The organism is Pseudoflavonifractor phocaeensis (genome assembly GCF_016901955.1).
In the GTDB taxonomy this organism is placed as follows: Bacteria; Bacillota; Clostridia; order Oscillospirales; family Oscillospiraceae; genus Flavonifractor; species Flavonifractor phocaeensis_A.
This window is the reverse complement of record NZ_JACJLC010000018.1, coordinates 1-22657: the sequence shown is the minus strand read 5'-3', so window position 1 is coordinate 22657 and position 22657 is coordinate 1. Positions and strand designations below refer to the sequence as shown.

The 22657-nt window shown below is 61.5% G+C and carries 14 protein-coding genes, 1 pseudogene and 1 other annotated feature; of the genes and pseudogenes, 5 read left to right on the top strand and 10 right to left on the bottom strand.

Annotation, left to right across the window (positions count from 1 at the left end):
* The first annotated feature begins 76 nt into the window (after window positions 1-76).
* Complete coding sequence (locus tag H6B51_RS06115) at window positions 77-5845, top strand: S-layer homology domain-containing protein (RefSeq protein WP_204882839.1); 5769 nt, start codon at window positions 77-79, stop codon at window positions 5843-5845.
* Window positions 5846-6140: 295 nt separating this feature from the next.
* Here the strand turns inward: H6B51_RS06115 and lepA are convergent, their stop codons facing one another.
* On the bottom strand, window positions 6141-7949 hold the full coding sequence (gene lepA / locus H6B51_RS06110; protein ID WP_204882838.1) for a translation elongation factor 4: 1809 nt from the start codon (window positions 7947-7949) through the stop codon (window positions 6141-6143).
* A gap of 135 nt (window positions 7950-8084) precedes the next feature.
* Window positions 8085-8783: a helix-turn-helix domain-containing protein gene (locus tag H6B51_RS06105; protein WP_204882837.1), complete on the bottom strand. Its 699-nt coding sequence runs from the start codon at window positions 8781-8783 to the stop codon at window positions 8085-8087.
* A gap of 231 nt (window positions 8784-9014) precedes the next feature.
* On the opposite strand from H6B51_RS06105, the gene pta reads away from it, so the two are divergent.
* Both pta and H6B51_RS06095 read left to right on the top strand, forming a co-directional pair.
* A complete protein-coding gene (gene pta / locus H6B51_RS06100) occupies window positions 9015-9998 on the top strand; it encodes a phosphate acetyltransferase (RefSeq protein WP_204882836.1) in 984 nt (327 codons plus the stop codon).
* A 128-nt stretch (window positions 9999-10126) separates the two neighbouring features.
* Window positions 10127-10996 (top strand): YihY/virulence factor BrkB family protein, encoded by an 870-nt coding sequence (locus H6B51_RS06095; RefSeq protein WP_204882835.1) that lies wholly within the window; start codon window positions 10127-10129, stop codon window positions 10994-10996.
* Window positions 10997-11031: 35 nt separating this feature from the next.
* Here H6B51_RS06095 and H6B51_RS06090 read toward each other — a convergent pair whose 3' ends face one another.
* Complete coding sequence (locus H6B51_RS06090; protein ID WP_204882834.1) at window positions 11032-11790, bottom strand: type III pantothenate kinase; 759 nt, start codon at window positions 11788-11790, stop codon at window positions 11032-11034.
* Complete coding sequence (locus H6B51_RS06085) at window positions 11790-12473, bottom strand: ECF transporter S component (RefSeq protein WP_204882833.1); 684 nt, start codon at window positions 12471-12473, stop codon at window positions 11790-11792. The genes H6B51_RS06090 and H6B51_RS06085 overlap by 1 nt, the downstream gene beginning before the upstream one ends.
* A gap of 290 nt (window positions 12474-12763) precedes the next feature.
* On the opposite strand from H6B51_RS06085, the gene coaBC reads away from it, so the two are divergent.
* Together coaBC and H6B51_RS06075 are read left to right on the top strand one after the other, a co-directional pair.
* Window positions 12764-13960: a bifunctional phosphopantothenoylcysteine decarboxylase/phosphopantothenate--cysteine ligase CoaBC gene (gene coaBC, locus H6B51_RS06080; protein ID WP_204882832.1), complete on the top strand. Its 1197-nt coding sequence runs from the start codon at window positions 12764-12766 to the stop codon at window positions 13958-13960.
* A gap of 55 nt (window positions 13961-14015) precedes the next feature.
* Window positions 14016-14222 (top strand) — a binding site (T-box leader).
* 328 nt (window positions 14223-14550) lie between these two features.
* Window positions 14551-15987 carry a glycine--tRNA ligase gene (locus H6B51_RS06075; RefSeq protein ID WP_204882831.1) on the top strand — a complete coding sequence of 479 codons (1437 nt, stop codon included), beginning with the start codon at window positions 14551-14553 and terminating at the stop codon, window positions 15985-15987.
* 61 nt (window positions 15988-16048) lie between these two features.
* On the opposite strand, the gene bilS is transcribed toward H6B51_RS06075, so the two are convergent.
* The 6 genes and pseudogenes from bilS to gyrB form a co-directional block, all read right to left on the bottom strand.
* Window positions 16049-16555, bottom strand: a complete 507-nt coding sequence (gene bilS / locus H6B51_RS06070; protein WP_204882830.1) for a flavodoxin family protein BilS — start codon at window positions 16553-16555, stop codon at window positions 16049-16051.
* A 37-nt stretch (window positions 16556-16592) separates the two neighbouring features.
* Complete coding sequence (gene rnhA / locus H6B51_RS17665; protein ID WP_243421165.1) at window positions 16593-17030, bottom strand: ribonuclease HI; 438 nt, start codon at window positions 17028-17030, stop codon at window positions 16593-16595.
* 135 nt (window positions 17031-17165) lie between these two features.
* Window positions 17166-17474, bottom strand: a pseudogene (locus H6B51_RS17660) (endonuclease domain-containing protein); the annotation flags it as partial.
* Window positions 17475-17557: 83 nt separating this feature from the next.
* Window positions 17558-17908 (bottom strand): SHOCT domain-containing protein, encoded by a 351-nt coding sequence (locus tag H6B51_RS06060; RefSeq protein ID WP_204882828.1) that lies wholly within the window; start codon window positions 17906-17908, stop codon window positions 17558-17560.
* Window positions 17909-17911: 3 nt separating this feature from the next.
* Window positions 17912-20419 (bottom strand): DNA gyrase subunit A, encoded by a 2508-nt coding sequence (gyrA, locus tag H6B51_RS06055; RefSeq protein ID WP_275967506.1) that lies wholly within the window; start codon window positions 20417-20419, stop codon window positions 17912-17914.
* Window positions 20420-20597: 178 nt separating this feature from the next.
* Window positions 20598-22559: a DNA topoisomerase (ATP-hydrolyzing) subunit B gene (gene gyrB, locus H6B51_RS06050; protein WP_418055058.1), complete on the bottom strand. Its 1962-nt coding sequence runs from the start codon at window positions 22557-22559 to the stop codon at window positions 20598-20600.
* Window positions 22560-22657: the final 98 nt, after the last annotated feature.

Sequence of the window (22657 nt, the reverse complement as noted above, 5' to 3'; positions counted from 1 at the left end):
TAAATATTGATGCATTTCTCAGCATGTGGTACACTGACACTGAGAAGATCCTGAAAAGAGAAAGGAGCGGCCAATGATGAGACGACGTATCCTGTCCCTGATCCTGGTGATCGCCGTCACCCTGTCCCTGCTGCCTGTGCAGGCTCTGGCCAAAGAGGGCGGCCCCAACATTATTATCAACGATATCCGTGTAGTGGAAAACGGAGCGCGCTGCCAGGAAGAGGACGAGGAGGGCAATGTGTCTCTCGTACCCATGCCCGCCGGCACCAGCTACAGCAGCGGCGTTCTCACCCTGAACAACGCTGCTTTGGGCAGCGTCCTGCTGTCGGGCGGGTCCCTCACCGTAGTGCTGGAGGGAACCAGCACCATCCGCACCAGCAGCTCAGAGCGGTATGCCCTGACTCTGGCTGAAAGTACCGTCACCTTCCGGGGCCCCGGCAGTCTGACGGTGGAGGTTTCGGGGGGAGAAACCCACGCCTGCAAGGCGGACAACTCCCACATGGTAGTCACCGATGGCGCCTCCCTGTCCCTCCGCTCGGAGGATACCACCGAGAGCTCCCCCTCTGTCTTTGACTGCGTCGCCAGCAGTCTGGCGGTGGAGGGAGGCTCCACCCTGGAGGTGCTGGGCCGGTCGGGCATGGTCCTCACCAGCGGCGGGCCGGTGCAGCCCACCGCCAGCTTCACCAACTGTACCTTTACCGCCAACCGGCTCAGTACCGGACTGGAGAGCCAGCCGGACCTGGAGGCCCCCACTGTGTTGGTGGGCCAGGGGGCCACCATGAATCTGACCGCCGCCTCCAGCCAGGAGTCGGACTCCGAAAACATCCTACACATCCGGGCGGGCAGCCAGTTTGTGGTGGACGGGGGCCAGCTCAACGTAGACGCTCCTACCGACCCCCAGAATCAGGGGTCCTCGGTGCGCGTTGTGGGGGCAGGCACCTCCTTCCAGCTGCTGGACGGTACCGTCAACGCCCCTGTTTCCGGCGGCAACGGCATCCGGGTCAACGAAGGGGCCGTCTTTTCCCAGTCCGGCGGTACCCTGACGGTCAACAGCAATGCCGCCAGCCCCGCCCTGGGGGTGGCCGGTATGGGCGAGCTCACCTTCACCGGCGGCACCGCGGAACTCACCGGCCAATACGGCATCTCAGTGGACGAGGGCTCCCTTACCGTCAACGGCGGCAATGTGACCGCTCTGGGCACCAACGGAGACGGCCTTTCGGTACTGGCCGCCGGCTCCTTTACCATCCTCAGCGGCCAGATCTCCCTGGAGAGCATGATCGACCGCAGTATGCCCCTGATGTGTGCCCAGGGCGGCCGGCTCAATTTGCTGGGGGGCACGGTCCATCTGGACAAAACGGGCGCCCAGGTGGTGATGGCGGCCTCCGGTCCGGTCACCCTGGGTCCGTCCATGAAAGCGGTGGACAACACCACCGGGAAGGAGATCAGCCTGGATGTGGGCGAGGAGACCCGCTATCTGGCCTCCTCGGTGACCGTCAGCGACAGCGCGGTCCAGGCCTATGCCTGTGAGCTGTCCATTCCCTCCGGCCAGGTGACCCAGGGGGCCAGCTTTACCGTCCGGGCGGTGGTGAGCCTGGGGGCGGAGGAGGGCACCATCTCCTTCCCCCTGCCCGACGGGGTCCGCTATGTGCCGGGCAGCCTGACGGTGGACAGCAAGACCGTCACCCCCACCAGGACCGATCCCCTGACAGTCCCCCTGGATGTGGGCGGGGCGGTACGGTTCACCGCGGTGGCCTCCGACACCGGCACAAAAACCCTCACCGCCAACATAGCCGCCGGTGGAGAAACCCATCAGGAAACCCTGGACTTTGCGGTAAGCGCCTTTGATCTCTCTCTCCCCAGCCGTACTTCCCGGCTGGAGCTGCCTGTGTCGGGCACGGCGGTGCCCGAGAGCACCGTCACCTTCTATGAGGGCAAGGACGCGCTGGGCGTGGCCCAGGCCAACGTTTTGGGCACCTGGTCGGGAACTGTGACCCTCCCCGATGTGGAGGGAGTTCACACGGTGTACGCCCTGCTCACCCTCACCGACGGCAGCACCATCCGCTCGGAGGATTATGAGGTGACATACCTCCCCGAAACCGACGAGGTGGAGACCCTTACGGTCACAAACCATACTTACAGCTCGGACAACACCGGCGCCATTTTGGAGACGTCCTTTGTCATCAACTATGTCACTGGTGAGAACAGCCACAATCACTACACCTTCTGGCCCGAACTCCCCACCCTGGAGTTCCGGGTGGACTTTGCCAAGGATTCCTCGGCTCAGAAGCGGGTAACCGTCATCACCTACAATTATGTTGGAGAGCAGATCCAGGTCCCTCTACGGTATCACGCGGCGGAGGACGCCTGGATCGGGGAATATGATTACACAGCCTACAACGCGCCCAAGGGGTTCCAGGTGGAGTTTGTCCCCAACAACGGAAGCACCCCGGAGCAGTCCCCCGGGGTGGATGTGGAGCCCGGCCAGGAGCCGGAACCCGAGGAGCCGGAGGAGACCGAAGAGCTCCAGGCCTATGACTACACCGACGGAGCCTTTGCCGTGGGCGGGCCGGACTTTACCTTCCAGGTATCCGACCCCTCCTCCCTGACGGTATCCGACGGCTGGGGCCAGGAGATCCCCTTCACCTCCGCCTCCACCGGCAGCGGGTATTCCGTCAGCCCCGCCTGGGACGGCGACGGCATCTATGTAGCGGAGCTGGACAGCGGCGTTTTTACGGACTACCCCGACGTGGACCAGCTGTATGTGGTCATCGACGGCATGGACCTGGAGGCCCCGGCGGAGGTGGTGTACGCCGAGGGGGTCCAGTTTGTGGACCAGCTTCCGGCAAGCCTTACCCCCGGCAGCGTCTATGTGGTGGGCGACTTTGAGGAGGCCTGGGGGGTCACAGAGGACGGCCAGCTGGTAGAGGCCGGCATCAACAATATTTTTGAAACGCTGTCCTTCTCCCAGGCGGACATTGATACCAGCGTACCCCCTCAAATCGACGGTCTGGAGGAGCTGGAGGCCCAGTTGACGGAAAATATACTGCAATCCGGCTTCTATTCCGAGCTTTTGGATCTGATGTCCCCTTATTCCAGCTCCGCCGAGCTGGCGGTGCTTTCCCCTCCGGAGGTAAAGATCGTACCCAGCTGGAAAACAGATCCCACCAATCCGGATAAGCGCACCCTGGCACTGAAAACAACCCTTACCATCTACTTACCTGGTGCGACCGCGACGATTACGGAAACCACCAGTCTGGATCTGCTCTTCCGGTTTAACCTGGGCTGGGGCTTCTGGCGGGAGACCGGTCCCCAGGAACCGGCCTATCTGACAGCCACCATTACCGAGGACATTGAAGCGGATATTACCCTCACCACCAGCAGCAACCCTATAGACCTTCTTCTCAACAGCTATTTTCATGAAGACGCCAACCAGCGCATCCTGGAGGAAGTGGGGATCAGCGGCTTCTGGAACAGTCCATCCCTCTCCTTTGCTCCCTCCATCCCCATCGGCACCACCCCCCTGGAGTTCTCCCCCAGCATCTCCATCGGCATGGAGGGCCTTCTCTACGGAATCACAACAAGCGAGATCCGGACCACCGCTTCCGCCAGCGCGGGCGTGGCCTATGTCAATAACACGTTCCGCTGCTTTGGCTCCACATCCCTGGGCGGTGCTTTCCAGTCCACCTCCCATGCTGTATGTTGGATCGCCCCTTCCCTTCGGTTTGGTCTGAATCTGAATCTGCTCGAAATCATCACCGCCGGGATCTATAGTGAGTTTGTGGTGGGCAACATCAATATCGGCCACGGCAAGGTAAACTCCCAGGGACAATATAAGCAAGAAAAATATCAACAGTTAGCCATTGTGTCCCGTTCCGGCGCGGAGGCTGGGCTAACCTTTGGGAAAAAGCTGGGTAAGTCCGATTTTGAATTTGGCATTGCCAGTCTCACCAAGGATTTTACCTCGGACAACCTAAAGAATACGTTTTTCCGTAAGGAAAGCGGAGAAAAGTACATGCCCACCAAATTTACCGTTTTGGAGGGTGCACCCATTCTGGTTACCGACGGGGACCGCCTTACCGAGCTGGTCAACATGGCCATGGACTATATGGACTTTTCCGGCCTCCAGGCGGAGGAAGGCCCACCCGACGACATCCCCACCGGCAGCCGGGTGTTTGGCCTGGACCGCTACTGGTTTGAATTGGTAGATCAGGGACAGAACAGCCCCATCACCGTCAGCCGGGACGGCATCGTCTCGGTCAACGGCAGCCCGCAGGAGGAATACAGTATCCCCGTAAAAGTCCACTACACCGGGCTGGGAGACAATTATGACCTGTGGAAGGTGGTCACCCTCAAGTACACCCCCGCCAAGCTCACCATTTACAAGGAGGCGGAGGGCACTCTTCCCATCGCCACCTTCCTGGTCACCGACGAGACCACCAACGACACCCTGGGCACCTATACCACCGATGCCGGGGGCTCGGTGACCTTGCCGGTACCCCCCGACCACCAGCTGGAGATCGAGGAGATCGACTGGCCCGCAGGCTATATGCCCCTCACCAGAGTCAAGACCCTCACCACAGAGCTGGGTCAAAACGACATTACCTTTATCAACGTGCCGTATGAGGAAGAGGAACCCATTACCACCTACATTGACTATGATACCCCGGTAGGGGTGGACCCCTCCGGCTACGTGTATGAGGGCATCCCCTCCAACCGGCTCTCCGGGGTGACTACCACCCTATACTACAGCGACAGCGAGACCAAGCCCACCAAAAACGCCGCCGAAAGCCAGAAGTGGGACGCCGCCGCCTTTGACCAGCACAATCCCCTTACCACCGACCTGATGGGGCAGTACCTGTGGATGGTGCCCGACGGCTGGTGGCAGGTGAAGTACGAAAAGGCGGGCTACCAGACCGTCTACAGCGACTGGCTGCCGGTGCCCCCCGTCCAGACCGACGTGAACGTAGGCCTGGTGTCCACGGCGGCGGCCACCCTCACCCTGACCTGTGAGATCGGCCAGTCCCCCGTCCTGAAATTCAGCCGCCCGGTGGAGACCGCCACGGTGACCGCCCAGACGGTGACCATCACCCGGAACGGGTCCCCCCTCACCGGTACCCTCACCCCCCTGGACGCCGGGCTGACTGATGACGGCAAGCTGTGCGCCACCGCCTTCCGGTTCCAGGCGGCGGAGGGCCTTCAGGACAAGGACGCGCTGGCCGTCCAATATAGCCAGGTAATGACCTACGCCGGTACCCCCAGCGGCGGCACCGCCTCGCTGATCCTGGAGGACCCCATGCCCTTTGCCGACGTGGCTGACGGGGCCTACTACTATGACGCGGTGATCTGGGCGGTGAACCACCAGCCCCAGATCACCAACGGCACCAACGCCGCAGGCACCCTCTTCTCCCCCGACATGAGCTGCACCCGGGCCCAGGTGGTCACCTTCCTGTGGCGGGCCATGGGCCAGCCCCAGCCCAAGAGCACCCACAATCCCTTCACCGACGTGGACGAAACCGCCTACTACTACCAGGCGGTGCTGTGGGCGGTGGAGCAGGGCATCACCAACGGCACCAACGCCGCAGGCACCCTCTTCTCCCCCGACGCCACCTGCACCCGGGGTCAGATCGTCACCTTCCTCCACCGGACGGAAAAGACCCCGGAGCCCCAGACGGAGGACAACCCCTTCCAGGATGTGAGCGGTTCGGCCTACTACTACGACGCCGTGCTGTGGGCGGTGGAGATTGGCGTCACCAACGGCACCAATGCCGCCGGTACCTTCTTCTCCCCTGACGCCACCTGCACCAGAAGCCAGATCGTCACCTTCCTGTATCGGGACATGGAATGATCCCATAAAAAATGGCTGCCTTTTCAGGCAGCCATTTTTTATGTTATTCCTCGTCCAGCTTGAGCACCGGCATAAAGGCCTCGGTGGGGATCTGGACTGTCCCCAGACTCCGCATCTTCTTCTTGCCCGCCCCACAAAGGGCTTGCCCTTTGTGGGGACCCCATTTTTATTTGACATGCTCGGCGGAAGTGAATTCCGCCTGCGCCAAGGTTTTGAGCCCTGCCCAAAACGCTTGTACGGCGCAAGCGCCGCCCCGCCTTGCGGGGCCCAGAGGGTAAGAAAAGATACGTTCCGTTTATTCCTCGTCCAGCTTGAGCACCGCCATAAAGGCTTCCGTGGGGATCTGCACGGTGCCAAGAGAGCGCATTTTCTTCTTGCCCTCTTTCTGCTTTTCCAGCAGCTTCTTTTTCCGGGTGATGTCGCCGCCGTAGCACTTGGCCAGCACGTCCTTCCGCATGGCCTTGACGGTTTCCCGGGCAATGATCTTGCCGCCGATGGCGGCCTGCACCGGCACCTCAAAGAGCTGGCGGGGGATATTCTCCTTCAGCTTTTCGCACAGCCGCCGGGCCCGGGGATAGGCCTTGTCCTTGTGGGCGATGAAGGAGAGGGCGTCCACCTGGTCGCCGTTGAGGAGCATGTCTACCTTCACCAGCTCGGAAGGCTCATAGCGGTCCATCTCGTAGTCCAGGGAGGCGTAGCCCTTGGTGCGGGCCTTCAGGGTGTCGAAGAAGTCGTAGATGATCTCTCCCAGGGGCATGGAGTAGTGGAGTTCTACCAGGTTGGTGTCCAGATACTGCATGTCCTTGTACTCTCCCCGGCGCTCCTGGCACATGGGCATGATGTTGCCCACGTAGTCAGGGGGCGTGACGATGGACACCTTGGCGTAGGGCTCCTCCGCCATTTCGATGACGGCGGGGTCGGGGTAGTTGTGGGGGTTATCCACCATCACCACCGAGCCATCGGTCTTGGTGATCCGGTAGATGACGGAGGGCAGGGTGGTGATGAGATCCAGGTCGAACTCCCGCTCCAGCCGCTCCTGGATGATCTCCATGTGGAGCATCCCCAAAAAGCCGCAGCGGAAGCCAAACCCCAGGGCCACAGAGGATTCCGGCTCAAAAGACAGAGAGGCGTCGTTGAGCTGGAGCTTCTCCAGAGCGTCCCGCAGGTCGGGGTACTTGGAGCCGTCCTCGGTGTAAATGCCGCAGTACACCATAGCCCGTGCGGGGCGGTAGCCGGGCAGTGGCTCGGTTGCCCCGTTGTCCGCCCCGGTGATGGTGTCACCCACCTGGGTGTCCTTCACATTCTTGATGGAGGCGGTGAAGTAGCCCACCTCCCCGGCGATGAGCTCCTTGCAGGGCTCCATGCCCAGGGGGAGCAGGTGGCCGCACTCCAGCACCTGATAGGTGGCGCCGGAGGCCATCAGCTTCACGTTCATGCCGGTCCTGATCGTCCCCTCCATGACCCGGAAGTAGACGATGACCCCCCGGTATGCGTCGTACTGGCTGTCAAAAATGAGAGCCTTCAGGGGAGCCTTGGGGTCCCCCTTGGGGGCGGGGATGTTTTGTACGATGTCCTCCAGCACGGCGGGGATATTGATGCCCACCTTGGCGGAGATCTCCGGGGCATCCTGGGCAGGAATACCGATGATATTCTCGATCTCGTCCTTCACCCGCTGGGGATCGGCGGCGGGCAGATCGATCTTGTTCACCACCGGCAAAATCTCCAGGTCGTGCTCCATAGCCAGGTAGGTATTGGCCAGGGTCTGGGCCTCAATGCCCTGGGCGGCGTCCACCACCAGAATTGCCCCCTCGCAGGCGGCCAGGGACCGGGAAACCTCATAGTTGAAGTCCACATGGCCGGGGGTGTCGATGAGGTTGAGCTCGTAGGTCTCCCCATCGGCGGCCTGGTAATTCAGCCGCACCGCCCGGGCCTTGATGGTGATGCCCCGCTCCTTTTCCAGGTCCATGTTGTCCAGCAGCTGGGACTCCATCTCCCGGGCAGTGACTGCGTTGCACTGCTCAATGAGCCGGTCGGACAGCGTGGACTTACCATGGTCGATATGGGCAATGATAGAGAAGTTTCTGATCTTGGATTGGTCGGTCAAGTGAATACCTCCCGTTATAATATGACGTTATTATCAACTATTGTAGTGAAATTTGTGGGCTGGAATCCCGCAAAACCATCCGGGCGGGCGGGTCTGGGAACCCGCCCCTACGATATCCCACTTTTCACTCTGATGTTACCGCTCCTGGTGGCGGGCGTCCACCCGGCGGTTGATGCGCTCGCCGGTGTTGTGGATGATCTGGAGAAGGGACTGGTACAGACCAGGGTAATTTTTGGACAGGGCGTCATTGTTCATGGCGGGCAGGTTGCCCTTCTCCTTGACACAGTCGGCCAGGGCCTGGACGTAGTCGGACTCGGCGCAGATCATGTCGGCGGTGGGTATTCCGGCGGTGAACTCCCGGGCGGACACCGAGAAAAAGTCCTCGTTCTGGGTGCCGTCAGCCCGGTACAGGTGACGGAACATCTTATAGATGGCGGTACCCAAAAAGTCGGCGGCGGCGTTGATGGCCTCCTTCTTCCCCGTTTTGCCCAGCAGGTCGAAAAGCACCCCGGTGGAGTTGACCAGCAGTTTTTTATTCAGAGTGGCCAGGATGGAGCCGTGGAGCACGTTGTCCTTTTCGGCGGAGTAGTCGTACAGCTCCTCGGCGGCGATGGTGGTGCCGTCCCGGCTGAGAGTCCGGCCCAGGAGAAAGTCGGCGGACACATTGTAATAGTTGCAGGCCTTGATGACAAAGGCCAGGCCGGGCTCCCGGACGCCGTTTTCATAGTGGGACAGCAGGGCCTGGCTGATCCCCAGCTCCTTGGCCACCGCCCGCTGGGATACCCCCTTCTCCTGCCGCAGCAGGGAAAGACAGCGGGAAAAATCTGATGACATAGCGCACCTCTCTCAATCTCTATTTAGCAGCCCATCCCACTTTGGGATGTCGGCCGAGGTCATAAACAATACGTATAGTATAATTTTTAAAATACAAAAAGTAAAGTCATATTTTTTACAATTATTTCGGCCGGTTGGCTTGTAGTTTTTGGGATGGCGGGTGTATAATAACTATACCGCCAAGTCTTTTGGCACAAACTGGTCTGTATATTTGAATTGGAGGAGATTCCCATGGCCATTCATATGTTTCAGCAACTCATCGATACTCTGAAAAAGAGCCCCAAAAAGATCGTTTTTACCGAGGGTACCGATCCCCGCATCCTGGAGGCCAGCGCCCGTCTGCTGGCCGGTACCTGGCTGACCCCCGTGCTCATCGGCAATGTGGACGAGGTCCACGCCGCCGCTGAGGAGGCCGGCTACAACATCCGGGGCGCTGAGATCGTTGACCCCGCCACCTACGACGAGATGGACAAGATGGTGGAGGCCATGGTGGAGCTGCGCCGCGGCAAGATGACTTCCGACGAGTGCCGGGCCGCCCTGAAGAAGGGCAACTACTTCGGTACCATGCTGGTGAAGATGGGCGTGGCCGACTGCCTGCTGGGCGGCGCCACCTATTCCACCGCTGATACCGTCCGCCCCGCTCTCCAGCTCATCAAGACCAAGCCGGGCAACAAGATCGTGTCCTCCTGCTTTATTCTGGTCCGTGAGGGCGTGGGTGACAACACCGTGCTGGCCATGGGCGACTGCGCCATCAACATCGATCCCACCGAGGACGAGCTGGTGGAGATCACCACTGAGGTGGCCCACTGTGCCCGCACCTTTGGCATCGACCCCAAGGTGGCCATGCTGAGCTACTCCACCAAGGGCTCCGGCAAGGGCGAGACCGTGGACAAGATGCGCCACGCCTATGAAAAGGTCCTGGCCACCAATCCCGACTTCGCCGTGGACGGCGAGCTTCAGTTTGACGCCGCTGTCTCCCCCAAGGTGGCCGAGACCAAGTGCAAGGACTCCAAGGTCGCCGGTCAGGCCAACACCTTTATTTTCCCCAACATCAACGCGGGCAACATTGGCTACAAGATTGCCCAGCGTCTGGGCGGCTTTGACGCCTACGGCCCCGTGCTGCTGGGCCTGAACGCCCCCATCAACGACCTGTCCCGTGGCTGCAACGCCCAGGAGGTCTACTCCATGGCCATCATCACCGCGGCTCTGGCCTGATCCGTACATCCATCCGGGGAGCACCTGTGCCAAGCGCAGGTGCTCCCTTTTCTTGAGCAGTCACAAAACGGTTGCACTAATTTCCATTTTATGGTATATTGAAACAAATCCCGGGGAGGTGAATGGCCATGCCCAAGCGGCTGTTGGAAAAGGCGGCGGTCAAGTTTACGCTGGAGATGGTAAAGCTGTATTTTACCAAGCGCCTCTCCAGGTCGGCGGCGGAGCTGGCCTATTTTCTGGTGCTGTCCTTTTTTCCACTGCTCATTTGCCTCAACGCCTTTATCAGCCTGCTGCCCATTGACCTGCCCGGGGTGATCCAGGCAGCCTCTCCCCTGCTTCCCCAGGCCATTGCCGGGATCCTGTTGGAATACGTGCGCTATATCACCACCAACCAGTCCCCCGGACTGCTGGTGGCGGGGGTGCTCACCACCCTTTTTTTCGCCTCGGCGGCCTTTCGCAGCCTGATGGCGGTGATGGAGGATCTGTACGGCCGGAAGGGCTATCGGGGGTTCCGGCAGATTCTGGCCAGCTTTGTGTTTTCCCTGCTGCTGCTGGTAACCATCTGTCTGTCCCTGGTTGTACTGCTCACCGGCGGCTGGCTGTTTCAGGCCATAGAGGAGTTTTTCCACCTGGAGTCTCACCTGCTCCCCTGGGACTGGCAGTGGCTGCGGTTTTTGCTGCTGTTTTTTCTGGTCTTTTTCTTTGTATCGGTGGTCTACCGCATGGCCGCCCCCCGAGGCAAGCCCCGGCCTCCCGTTCTGACAGGGGCCTTTCTGGCCTCCGTAGCCCTGGTGCTTTCCTCCATGCTTTTCTCCCTGTTCATCGGCCTGTCCTCCCGGTACTCCCTGGTGTACGGATCCCTGGCCTCCATTATCATCATGCTGGTGTGGCTCTACCTCTGCGGCAACATCCTGATCATTGGCAATCTGTTCAACTGCGTGTGGTACCGGCACAAAAAGGTCAAATACCTGAAAGAGCTGAAAAAAGAAGAATATTAACGGGCCTGCTGCGACATTGCGGCAGGCCCGTGGGCTTATATTCTGTTTCGCTCCAAAATAGCCCCCAGACCCAAAAAGGTCAGATCGGGCTCCCAGCGGACGGGGATCTGGAGCAAAGGGGCCACCAGGGAGCTGTGACCTCCGGTGAGCACCACGGTGATGGGCCCCAGCTCCTCTTCCAACCGGCGGGAGACGCTCTCAATGGCGCCCACCGCCCCATAGAGGGCTCCGTGGCGCATACAGGATATGGTATCCGTGCCCAGCACCCCCTCCGGCGGAGCCAGAGTCACCGGTGGCAGCTGGGCCGCCCGGGCGGCCAGAGCCTCCAGCCCCAGGGAGACCCCCGCCAGGATCATCCCCCCCAAAAACCGGCCGTCTTTGTCGGCCACCGACAGGGTGGTGGCGGTACCCAGGTCAAAGACCGCCGCCGGCCCGCCGTACAGGGTCAGGGCGGCCACGCAGTCCACCACCCGGTCCATGCCCAGATTGGAGACGTCATACTGCTCCAGGGACAGGCCGGTGGGGGTATCCTTCTCCACCACCAGGGTTGGGCGACCGGTGAGCCGCTCCAGTCCCTCCCCCACCGGGCCGGTCAGAGCAGGCACCACCGAGGAGAGTACCGCCCCCTCCGGGGCGGGCAGACCGGTCCCGGCCAGTTGCTTTTCAAACACAGCCCCCCAGGCCCCCCCGTCCAGGGCGGGAGCTCCGGGCAGGCGGCGGGTGAACACCACCTTCCGGCCCTCCAGCGCGGCCAGGGCCACGGTGGTGTTGCCGATATCTGCCGCCAGGATCATCAGGCGGGCTGGACCACAGGGGCCTTTTCCAGCTTCAGGGCCCGCACCAGGGGAACGCACACGGCGGGGGTGACCACAGCGGCTACGATGGCCTCAGGCACCCCATTCATGGCCACGATGCCCAGAATGAAGGCCAGCACCTCGGTGGCGGGGATGCCCTGGGCGGCGGCGTAGGCCTCGGTAAAGATAACGCCAATGGAGCCCATCACCAGGGCGGTGTTGGTGAGCGCGCCTACGATCCCGGCGATCACCATGCCCGTGGTCTGGACGCCGGCATTGGATTTCCGGAACAGGAATTTAATGAAAGTGTACGCCAGCCAGGGGGTGACCCCTACCAGGATGCGGGGGACAAAGCAAATAAACAGGGCCCAGGGGCTGCCCCGGTCCAGACCGGGGACGGGGATCAGGGGAGAAAAGACAAAAGAGGACAGGCCGGGCACAAGCGTATTTTTGATCATGCTGGACAAGCCAAACATAACCCCCAGAAAAGCACCCTTCTTGGGCCCCAGAAGAATGGAACCGATGATCACCGGCACATGGAGTATGGTGGCCTTGATGACGGGCAGGTCAATGAGACCCAGGGGGGTAAAGGTGAGCAAAAAGATAATACCGGTGAACATAGCCAGAATGGCCATGCTCTGGATCTGTTTGCTCCGCTGGGACCGGGTGGGTGCTTGTTTCATATACAATTACCTCCTGCTGCCGTTCCCCGTGGGGATACAGCGCAAAATTTTGTGTGGCTCCCCTCCCGCGCCGGGCCTGCCGTCTCCACCGAGTACAGCGGTCCTGAGAGGTACAGCCGCAGTCATTATACCGGCTCTGTCCACAAAATGCAATCGGAATGTGGAAAAGCGGGGGGCGGTCTGCTATAATTGGGGGCGGCGGGCGCACAGTGTGCGCCCCTACTGCACATTTGGAACACCCCTGCGTAGGGGCGGCCTGAGGCCGCCCGTCTGATAAAAGGAGAGAACTTATGTTAAAAGGAAAAACCGTGCTGTTGGCCGTCACCGGCGGCATTGCCTGCTATAAATCCGCCTCCCTGGCCTCCGCCCTGGTGAAGCAGGGGGCCAACGTCCAGGTGCTGATGACCAAAAACGCCACCGAGTTTATCGGCCCCCACACCTTTGAGTCCCTGACGGGCAATCGGGTGAGCGTGGACACCTTTGACCGGAACTACACCTTCCAGGTGGAGCACATCGCCCTGGCCGACCAGGCCGACCTGGTGCTGGTGGCCCCCGCCACCGCCAACGTGCTGGCCAAGCTGGCCCACGGCCTGGCCGACGACATGCTCACTACCACCATTCTGGCCTGCGACTGCCCCAAGATCGCCGCCCCCGCCATGAACACCAGGATGTACGAAAACCCCGTCACCCAGGACAACCTGGACATTCTGCGAAAGTACGGCTGGGAAATCGTGGAGCCCGCCAGCGGCCGCCTGGCCTGCGGGGCGGTGGGCAAGGGCAAGATGCCCGAGCCGGAGGATCTGCTGGAATGTGTCCTCCACGCCCTCAGCCATGAAAAGGATATGACCGGCCTCAACGTGCTGGTCACCGCCGGACCCACCCGGGAGGCCCTGGACCCGGTGCGCTACCTCACCAACCACTCCACCGGCAAGATGGGCTACGCCATCGCCAAGGCCGCCGCCGCCCGGGGAGCGGCCGTCACCCTGGTGTCCGGGCCGGTGGATCTGAAAAAGCCCCCCTACCTGGAGGTGGTGGACGTCGTCTCCGCCCAGGATATGTTTGAGGCGGTGACCAGCCGTGCCCCGGAGCAGGATATCATCATCAAGGCCGCCGCCGTGGCCGACTACCGCCCGGCCGCGGTGGCGGAGGACAAGATCAAAAAGAGCGGTACCGACGCCGACCTGTCCCTCCCCCTCTCCCGCACCAGCGACATCCTGGCCTGGCTGGGAGCCCACCGGCGGCCGGGGCAGTTTCTCTGCGGCTTTTCCATGGAGACCCGCGACATGGTGGAAAACTCCAAAAAGAAGCTGGAGAAAAAGGGCATCGACCTCATCGCCGCCAACAACCTGAAGCAGGCAGGGGCGGGCTTTGGGGTGGACACCAACGTGCTCACCCTCATTGCCGCCGACGGGGCCAGGGAGCTCCCCCTGATGAGCAAGGAAGAGGCCGCCCACGCCCTGCTGGATGAAATTATGGCCCGCCGGTGACCTCCCCCCCTTTTTTGCCTTGACGAACAGGGGAAAAGGTGATAAAATACGCCCATTACAGGCTGTGACCGGGAAGAGTACCCCCTTGTTTCGCCTCAGAGAGGAGCCGGACGGTGCAAGGCTTCGGTGAAAGGGGAGGGAAGGCGCCCGTAAGCCGCGGGGAGGCAATGCCCCGCCGGTCCCCCGCCGTTACCGGGAATGAAGCGCGTACCAGCCAGGTACGAATTCAGGTGGAACCACGGACATTTTGTTCGCCCTGAGCCGAAAACCGGCTCAGGGCGTTTTTTGTTTACAGCGTCTGAGGCCGTGAGCAGGGGAGATAACGCCGAGCGCAGGGCAGAGCCCAGGATCGCTGGAAGCGGGCCGGGTCTGCACGGAGCCGGAGAAGTTATCTCCCCGTCCGCGCACGTGCCGAAGCGTGAGTAACGCTTTGGGCCAAGCAAAAAGCTTCCTCCCTCCGGGGGGAAGCTGGCAGCCGCAGGCTGACTGATGAGGGGAAGCACCGTACTTCCGCCCCCTCATCCGGCCCTCCGGGCCACCTTCTCCCCTGGGGAGCGAAGGTCAAATACCAGAAAAGGAGCATGATACCCATGAAAAACACCGACAAGACCATGGAACAGATCGTCACCCTGTGCAAGGGCCGGGGCTTCATCTTTGCCGGCAGCGAGATCTACGGCGGTCTGGCCAACACCTGGGACTACGGCCCTCTGGGCGTGGAGCTGAAGAACAACGTAAAGAAGGCCTGGTGGAAGAAGTTCGTCCAGGAGAACCCCTATAACGTGGGTCTGGACGCCGCCATCCTGATGAATCCCCAGGTGTGGGTGGCCTCCGGCCATGTGGGGGGCTTCTCTGACCCGCTGATGGACTGCAAGGAGTGCAAGGAGCGCTTCCGCGCCGACAAGGTCATCGAGGACTGGTGCCAGGAGAACAGCTTTGACCTGGGCCACAGCGTGGACGCCATGAGCCAGGCCGACATGAAGGCCTTTGTGGAGGAGCACAACATCCCCTGCCCCACCTGCGGCAAGCACAACTGGACCGACATCCGCCAGTTTAACCTGATGTTCAAGACCTTCCAGGGAGTCACCGAGGACGCCAAGAATACGGTGTACCTGCGGCCCGAGACCGCCCAGGGCATTTTTGTGAATTTCCAGAACGTGCAGCGCACCACCCGGCGGAAGCTGCCCTTCGGCGTGTGCCAGGTGGGCAAGTCCTTCCGCAACGAGATCACCCCCGGCAACTTCACCTTCCGCACCCGGGAGTTTGAACAGATGGAGCTGGAGTTCTTCTGCCAGCCGGGCACCGAGCTGGAGTGGTTCAAGTACTGGAAGGAGTTCTGCCACCAGTGGCTGCTGGACCTGGGTATGAAGGACGAGAACCTGCGGCTCCGGGACCACGAGCCTGAGGAGCTCTCCCATTACTCCAACGCCACCACCGACTTTGAGTTCGTCTTCCCCTTCGGCTGGGGCGAGCTGTGGGGCGTGGCCAGCCGGACCAACTTTGACCTGAACGCCCACCAGACCACCTCCGGCAAGGACATGACCTACTTTGACCAGGAAAAGAACGAGCACTATATCCCCTATGTCATCGAGCCCTCTCTGGGCGCCGACCGTGTGACCCTGGCCTTCCTGGTGGACGCCTTCGACCAGGAGGTGGTGGGTCAGGACAAAAAGGGCAACGACGACATCCGCACCGTGCTCCGCCTCCACCCCGCTCTGGCTCCCTTCAAGTGCGCCGTGCTGCCCCTGTCCAAGAAGGAGGTCCTGTCCGGCCCCGCTCAGCAGCTGCGGGACGAGCTGGCGAAGGAGTTTATGGTGGACTATGACGACGCCGGCTCCATCGGCAAGCGCTACCGCCGCCAGGACGAGATCGGCACCCCCTTCTGCATCACCCTGGACTTCCAGACCGTGGGCGACGAGAACACCCCCGCCGACGGCTGCGTCACCATCCGGGAGCGGGACTCCATGGAGCAGGTGCGCATCCCCATGAGCGAAGTGAAAAACTATATCGCTGAGCGGGTCAAGTTCTGATTTCTCATCAAAAAATGGGTCTGTCGTAAATACGACAGACCCATTTTTTCATGCGGTTCTTTTATACCCCCATGGCCTCCCGGGCGAACTCGGCGGCCTGCTCCAGGTCCTCCTGATCCGGGTGGGACAGGGCCATGTCAAAGGCCTGTAGCATAGTCTTGAGCTTGCCGTTTTCCGGATCGGCCTTCAGCTGGGCCTCGTACCGGTCCTTCACCGCCTGGGGCATTTTCCCGGTGCAGAAAAAGGTGCTTACCACCTGGTTTCCCTTGGGTACCTCCGCCTGGAACCGGTCGGCCAGGGCTCCGAAGTACAGCTCCGAAATACCAAAACCGGCGGTGCCGAAGAGGGCCACCCGTTTGCCGAAAAGCCCGGCCAAAAATTCCTTCATGGCAGCGGTGGGACCCCCCTTGTCGGTCCAGGACCCGGCAAACACCAGCTCCGCCCGGTCCACATTCTGGGGGGGCGGGCCAAAGGCCACGATCTCCTGGCCGGTACAGGCCTCCCTGATGGCCTGGGCCACCTGGGCGGTGTTGCCGGTCAGGCTGTCATATACAATGGCGATACGCATAAAATTCTCCTTGCTCCGGCGGGGGATGTTTAGCCCCCTATTTGTACTTTTTGCTCTCCGCCACCGCCAGCTCGTCGCAGCGGTTGTTATACGGATTGTCAGCATGGCCCTTGACCCAGTGGAGGTTCACCCTGTGGTAGGCGCACAGGTCCAGCAGCTCCTCCCACAGGTCTGGATTGAGGGCGGGCTTTTTGTCCGATTTGATCCACCCTCTGGCCCGCCAGCCCTTGGCCCAGCCCTTTTGCAGAGCGTCGATGACATACTTGGAGTCGGAGTAGAGCTCCACGGCGCAGGGCTCCTTCAGGGCCTTCAGGGCGGTAATCACCCCCGTCAGCTCCATGCGGTTGTTGGTGGTGTGGGCCGCCCCGCCGGAGAGCTCCTTTTTATGCTCCCCATATTGCAGGATGGCCCCCCACCCTCCGGGGCCCGGATTGCCTGAGCAGGCTCCGTCGGTGTAAATGGTAACTGTTTTCATGCTTCTCCTTCCAGACCTTCCCCCTACAGGGGGGTCGGACTGTCCGGGGGACAGTCCGATCAAAGGAACCTTTCCTTGACCCGTGGTGCCCCCGCAGGGGGCGGATGAGGGGGCACGCCGTTCCACTTCCTGATCAATGACCGTGCAGACACCCTCAAACCGGTGTAAAATATCCAAATTGCTAAACCGTAATATGGTAATACCATAGTTCTGGCTCAAAAACGCCGTGCGGGTTCGATCCTCTTCCTGTCCCGCCTCCTCAAAATGCTGGGAGCCGTCCAGCTCTACCGCCAGCTTGGCAGAGGCACAGTAGAAATCCAGGATATAAGAGCCAAATACCACCTGCCGCCGAAATTGGATGGGATAGGTACGCAAAAACTGATACCACAACTTGTTTTCTTCTTTGGTGGCGTTTTTTCTCAGACACTGGGCGTTTCTTTTCATCCATAAACGCATGTCATACGCCCCCTCATCCGGCCCTGCGGGCCACCTTCCCCCCTGTGGGGGGAAGGTCAAGCGGTATTATATTATAATTCCTTCAAAATCTCCTGCCGCTTCTGGTCGTACTCCTCCCTGGTGATGAGCCGCTGGTCGTAGAGGGCCTGGAGCTGGCGCAGCCGCTCCTCCGGGTCCTGCCCGGGGGCGTTTTCCACACTTTCGTCCTCAATGTGGATTTCCGGACCCACATAGCCCTTGCCGAAGGCCTGGTACAGGTTGGTGGCCATGATTCCGGCGGCAAACAGGGTCCACAGAACGCCAAAGGCCCCGAAGGTGGGGATCACCACGAACAGGCCGATGAGCACAAAAATGCCCCCGGCCACCCCGCCGAACACCCCGCCGGTCTTACTGGGCCGGTAGGTCACCCGTTTTCTGGCCATGGCTTATGCCTCCCCTTCGGTTGCGGAGCTGTCCTCCTCGTCCTCCTCGTGGTCGGTGCGGGCGAAGGAGATCACCTTGACCCCCTCCTCCAGGTTCATGATCTTGACCCCCTGGGCGGTGCGGCCGTAGGTGGAGATACCGGACACCGCCATGCGGATGATGACCCCGGCGTCGTTGATGACCAGCACGTCGTCCTGGTCGTTCACCACCTTGACCCCCACCACGCATCCGGTCTTGTCGGTGACGTTGTAGCCCTTCAGGCCGAAGCCGCCCCGCTTCTGCAGGCCGCCGGAGCGGATATACTCGTCCATATCGGTACGCTTGCCATAGCCGTTTTCGGTGATCATCAGCACCTGATGCTCCCGCTTGGCCCGGGCGGCCCCCACCACGAAGTCGCCCTCCCGCAGGCTGATGCCCCGGACGCCGGCGGCGTCCCGGCCCATGCAGCGCACGTCGGTCTCCTTGAAGCAGATGGCCATGCCGTCATGGGTGACGATAAGGATGGCCTTGTCTCCGTCGGTCTCCCGGACGCAGATCAGCTCATCCCCCTCCTCCAGGGTGATGCAGCGGATGCCCGCCTTCCGGGCGGTGTGGATGGAGGAGAGCTGGATGCGCTTCACGGTGCCCCGGCGGGTGACCATCACCAGATACCGGTCCTCCGGGAACTCCCGCAGATGGATCATGGCGGTGACCTTCTCCTCCTGCTCCACTGGCAGGATGTTCACCAGATTGGTGCCCTTGGCGGTGCGGCCGGCCTCGGGGATCTGGTAGCCCTTCTTCCGGTGGACCCGGCCCTTGTTGGTAAAGAAGAGGATATAGTCGTGGGTGGAGGCGGTGAACACCGTGTCCACATAGTCCTCCTCCTTGGTGGCCATGGCGGTAATGCCCTTGCCCCCCCGGCGCTGGGCCCGGTAGGTGGAGGCGGGGGTGCGCTTGATGTAGCCCCCGGCGGTGAGGGTGAACACGCACTCCTCCTCCTCGATGAGATCCTCAATGTCGATCTCGTCCTCCACGTCCTGGATCTCGGTGACCCGGTCGTCGCCGTACTTGTCCCGGATGGCGATGAGCTCCTCCTTCAGCACCCCCCGGATCTTCTCCTCGCTGGCCAGCAGCTCGTTGTAGTAGGCGATGCGCGCCTCCAGCTCCTTATACTCGGCCTCCAGCTTCTCCCGGTCCAGGCCCTGGAGGGCTTTCAGGCGCATGTCCAGGATGGCCTGGGCCTGGACCTCATCCAGGCCAAAGCGGGCCATCAGGTTTTCCCTGGCGTTGTCATAGCTGGAGCGGATGATGCGGATGACCTCGTCGATGTTGTCCTGGGCGATGAGCAGACCCTCCAGCAGGTGGGCCCGCTCCTGGGCCTTTTTCAGGTCGTAGCGGGTGCGCCGGACGATGATCTCCTCCTGGAAGGCGATGTACTCGTCCAGGATGTGCCGCAGGGAGAGGATCTTGGGCTGGGACTGGTCGTCCACCAGGGCCAGCATGTTGATGGCAAAGGTGGTCTGGAGCTGGGTCTGGGCGAACAGGCGGTTGAGCACCACCTGGGGGTTGGCGTCCCGCTTCAGCTCGATGACCACCCGCATGCCGTTGCGGTCGGACTCGTCCCGGATGTCGGAGATGCCCTCCAGCCGCTTGTCCTCCACCTGGTCGGCCATGTTTTTGATGAGCATCCGCTTGTTGACCTGGTAGGGGATCTCGGTGACGATGATGCGGGTGCGGTTCTGGCCGAACTCCTCAAACTCCGTCCGGGCCCGGACGCACACCCGGCCCCGGCCGGTGGCGTAGGCCGCCCGGATGCCGGAGCGGCCCATGATGATCCCCTTGGTGGGGAAATCAGGGCCCTTCACGTGCTCCATCAGATCCCCCAGGGTGGCGTTGGGATCGTCCAGCACGCAGATGGTGGCGTTGATGACCTCCCGCAGGTTGTGGGGCGGAATGTTGGTGGCCATGCCCACGGCGATGCCCGCCGAGCCGTTGACCAACAGATTGGGGAACCGGCTGGGGAGCACCCGGGGCTCCTTCCGGGTCTCATCAAAGTTGGGGTCCCAGTTCACCGTGTCCTTTTCGATGTCCCGCAGCATCTCGTCAGAGATCTTGGACATACGGGCCTCGGTATACCGGTAGGCGGCGGCGGGGTCGCCGTCAATGGAGCCAAAGTTGCCGTGTCCGTCCACCAGGGGATAGCGCATGGAGAAATCCTGAGCCAGGCGCACCAGGGCGTCGTACACGCTGCCGTCCCCGTGGGGGTGGTACCGGCCCAGCACGTCGCCCACGCAGGTGGCCGACTTTTTAAAGGGCTTATCCGCCGTCAGGTTGTCCTCATACATGGCGTAGAGGATGCGCCGGTGGACCGGCTTCAGGCCGTCCCGCACATCGGGCAGGGCCCGGCCCTTGATGACGCTCATGGCATACTCGATATAGGACTGCTCCATCTCCTTCACCAGGGGTGAGGTGACGATGATCTGGTCCGGATACCGGATCTCCTCCGGGTCGTACTGTGGCTTTTTGCTCATGCTGTTGCCTCTCAATCTTCAGGATAGGAATCTGTTCCGTATAAGCTTCCCCCCTGTGGGGGGAAGCTGTCAGCCGCAGGCTGACTGATGAGGGGTTCTTTCAGTCGTGGGCCCCCTCATCCGGCCCTGCGGGCCACCTTCCCCCCTGTGGGGGGAAGGTAATATGGAATACAATCCCTTAATAATCCAGATTCACCGCGTACTTGGCGTTGCGCTCGATGAACTCCTTCCGGGGCTCTACCTTCTCCCCCATGAGGACAGTGAAGGTCTGGTCGGCCAGGACTGCGTCGTCCAGGGTGATCCGCCGCAGGGTACGGCGCTCCGGGTCCATGGTGGTCTCCCACAGCTCGTGGTAGTCCATCTCACCCAGGCCCTTAAAGCGGTTGATGATCACCTTGGCGTTGGGATTATCCCCCCGCAGCTCGGCGGCGATACGCTCCCGCTCCTCGTCGTCATAGGCTACCCGGGTGGTCTTGCCCTTGGTCAGCTTGAACAGAGGGGGCACGGCGGCATACACGTAGCCGTGCTCAATAAGAGGCCGCATAAACCGGAAGAAGAAGGTCAGCAGCAGGGTGCGGATGTGGGAGCCGTCCACGTCGGCATCGGCCATGATGATGATCTTGTGGTAGCGCAGCTTGGACAGGTCGAAGTCGTCTCCGATACCCGCTCCCAGGGCGGTGATGACGGGGGTGAGCTTGTCGTTGCCGTACACCTTGTCGGCCCGGGCCTTCTCCACGTTGAGCATCTTGCCCCACAGGGGGAGGATGGCCTGGAACCGGCTGTCCCGGCCCTGGGTGGCCGAGCCGCCTGCGGAGTCGCCCTCCACGATGTAGAGCTCGGTGAGCTCCGGATTGACCTCGTTGCAGTCCCGCAGCTTGTCGGGCATGGCGGCGCCCCCCAGAGCGGTCTTGCGGCGGATGGACTCCCTGGCCTTCCGGGCGGCCTCTCTGGCCCGGTTGGCCATGAGGGCCTTTTCCAGGATGGCCTTACCTACGGCGGGGTTTTCCTCCAGGTACTCGGACAGCTTTTCCGTGACGATGGAGTTGACCAGGGTGCGGATCTCGCTGTTGCCCAGCTTGGCCTTGGTCTGGCCCTCGAACTGGGCCTCGGTGAGCTTCACCGAAATGACGCAGGCAATGCCCTCCCGGCAATCCTCGCCGGACACCTTGTCCTCGTCCTTGAGAATCTTCATTTTCTTGCCGTAGTTGTTCAAAACGGTGGTGAGGGCCCGCTTGAAGCCCTCCTCATGCATACCGCCCTCCGGGGTGTGGACGTTGTTGGCGAAGGAGACGATGGTCTCGTTATAGCCGTCGTTGTACTGGAAGGCCACCTCCGCCATGGAGTCGTCCTTGACGCCCGCCATGTAGACCACCTCGGGGTGGATGGGGTCCTTGGACCGGTTGATAAAGGACACGAACTCCCGGATGCCTCCGGCGTAGTGCATGGTGTCCTCCTGCTCTTTGCCGGGCCGCCGGTCGATGGTATGGATGCGCAGGCCGGCGTTGAGGAAGGCCTCCTCCCGCATCCGGGTGTGGAGGGTGTCATAGTTGTATTCGGTGATCTCAAACATCTCGGGGTCAGGCTTGAAGGTGACCTCGGTGCCGTGGCGGTCAGTGTCCCCCACCACCTGCATGGGCTGGGTCACCTTGCCCCGGGAGAACTTCATCTCGTAGATCTTGCCCTCCTTGTGGACCCGGACGGTGAGCCACTCGGACAGGGCGTTGACCACGGAGGCGCCCACGCCGTGGAGGCCGCCGGACACCTTGTAGCCGCCGCCGCCAAACTTGCCGCCGGCGTGAAGGATGGTAAACACCACCTCCAGGGCGGGCAGGCCGGTCTGGGGCTGGATATCCACGGGAATACCCCGGCCGTTGTCCACCACGGTGATGATATCTCCTTCTTCAATGGAGACGGTGATCTCATCGCAGTAGCCCGCCAGGGCCTCGTCAATGGAGTTGTCCACGATCTCATACACCAGGTGGTGGAGACCGGACTCAGACGTGGAGCCGATATACATGCCCGGGCGCTTGCGGACGGCCTCCAGACCCTCCAGCACCTGGATCTCGGAGCCGCCGTATTCGTGCTCCACCTGGGTGGTGCTCTGTTCCAGTTCTAACTCGTCAGACATAATAATCACCATGCCGACCGCTTCGCTCTCGGCACAAATAGGGATGAAAGAGAGCAGACAAACGGTCGCCTTTCTTATAAAATTAGATTGGGGAGGAAGCACACTACAAC

Coding starts and splice junctions, on each gene's coding strand:
- H6B51_RS06115 (WP_204882839.1), top strand. CDS start 77: ATGAGACGACGTATCCTGTCCCTGATCCTGGTGATCGCCGTCACCCTG.
- H6B51_RS06105 (WP_204882837.1), bottom strand. CDS start 8,783: ATGTCATCAGATTTTTCCCGCTGTCTTTCCCTGCTGCGGCAGGAGAAG.
- pta (WP_204882836.1), top strand. CDS start 9,015: ATGGCCATTCATATGTTTCAGCAACTCATCGATACTCTGAAAAAGAGC.
- H6B51_RS06095 (WP_204882835.1), top strand. CDS start 10,127: ATGCCCAAGCGGCTGTTGGAAAAGGCGGCGGTCAAGTTTACGCTGGAG.
- H6B51_RS06090 (WP_204882834.1), bottom strand. CDS start 11,790: ATGATCCTGGCGGCAGATATCGGCAACACCACCGTGGCCCTGGCCGCG.
- H6B51_RS06085 (WP_204882833.1), bottom strand. CDS start 12,473: ATGAAACAAGCACCCACCCGGTCCCAGCGGAGCAAACAGATCCAGAGC.
- coaBC (WP_204882832.1), top strand. CDS start 12,764: ATGTTAAAAGGAAAAACCGTGCTGTTGGCCGTCACCGGCGGCATTGCC.
- H6B51_RS06075 (WP_204882831.1), top strand. CDS start 14,551: ATGAAAAACACCGACAAGACCATGGAACAGATCGTCACCCTGTGCAAG.
- bilS (WP_204882830.1), bottom strand. CDS start 16,555: ATGCGTATCGCCATTGTATATGACAGCCTGACCGGCAACACCGCCCAG.
- rnhA (WP_243421165.1), bottom strand. CDS start 17,030: ATGAAAACAGTTACCATTTACACCGACGGAGCCTGCTCAGGCAATCCG.
- H6B51_RS06060 (WP_204882828.1), bottom strand. CDS start 17,908: ATGGCCAGAAAACGGGTGACCTACCGGCCCAGTAAGACCGGCGGGGTG.
- gyrA (WP_275967506.1), bottom strand. CDS start 20,419: ATGAGCAAAAAGCCACAGTACGACCCGGAGGAGATCCGGTATCCGGAC.
- gyrB (WP_418055058.1), bottom strand. CDS start 22,559: ATGGTGATTATTATGTCTGACGAGTTAGAACTGGAACAGAGCACCACC.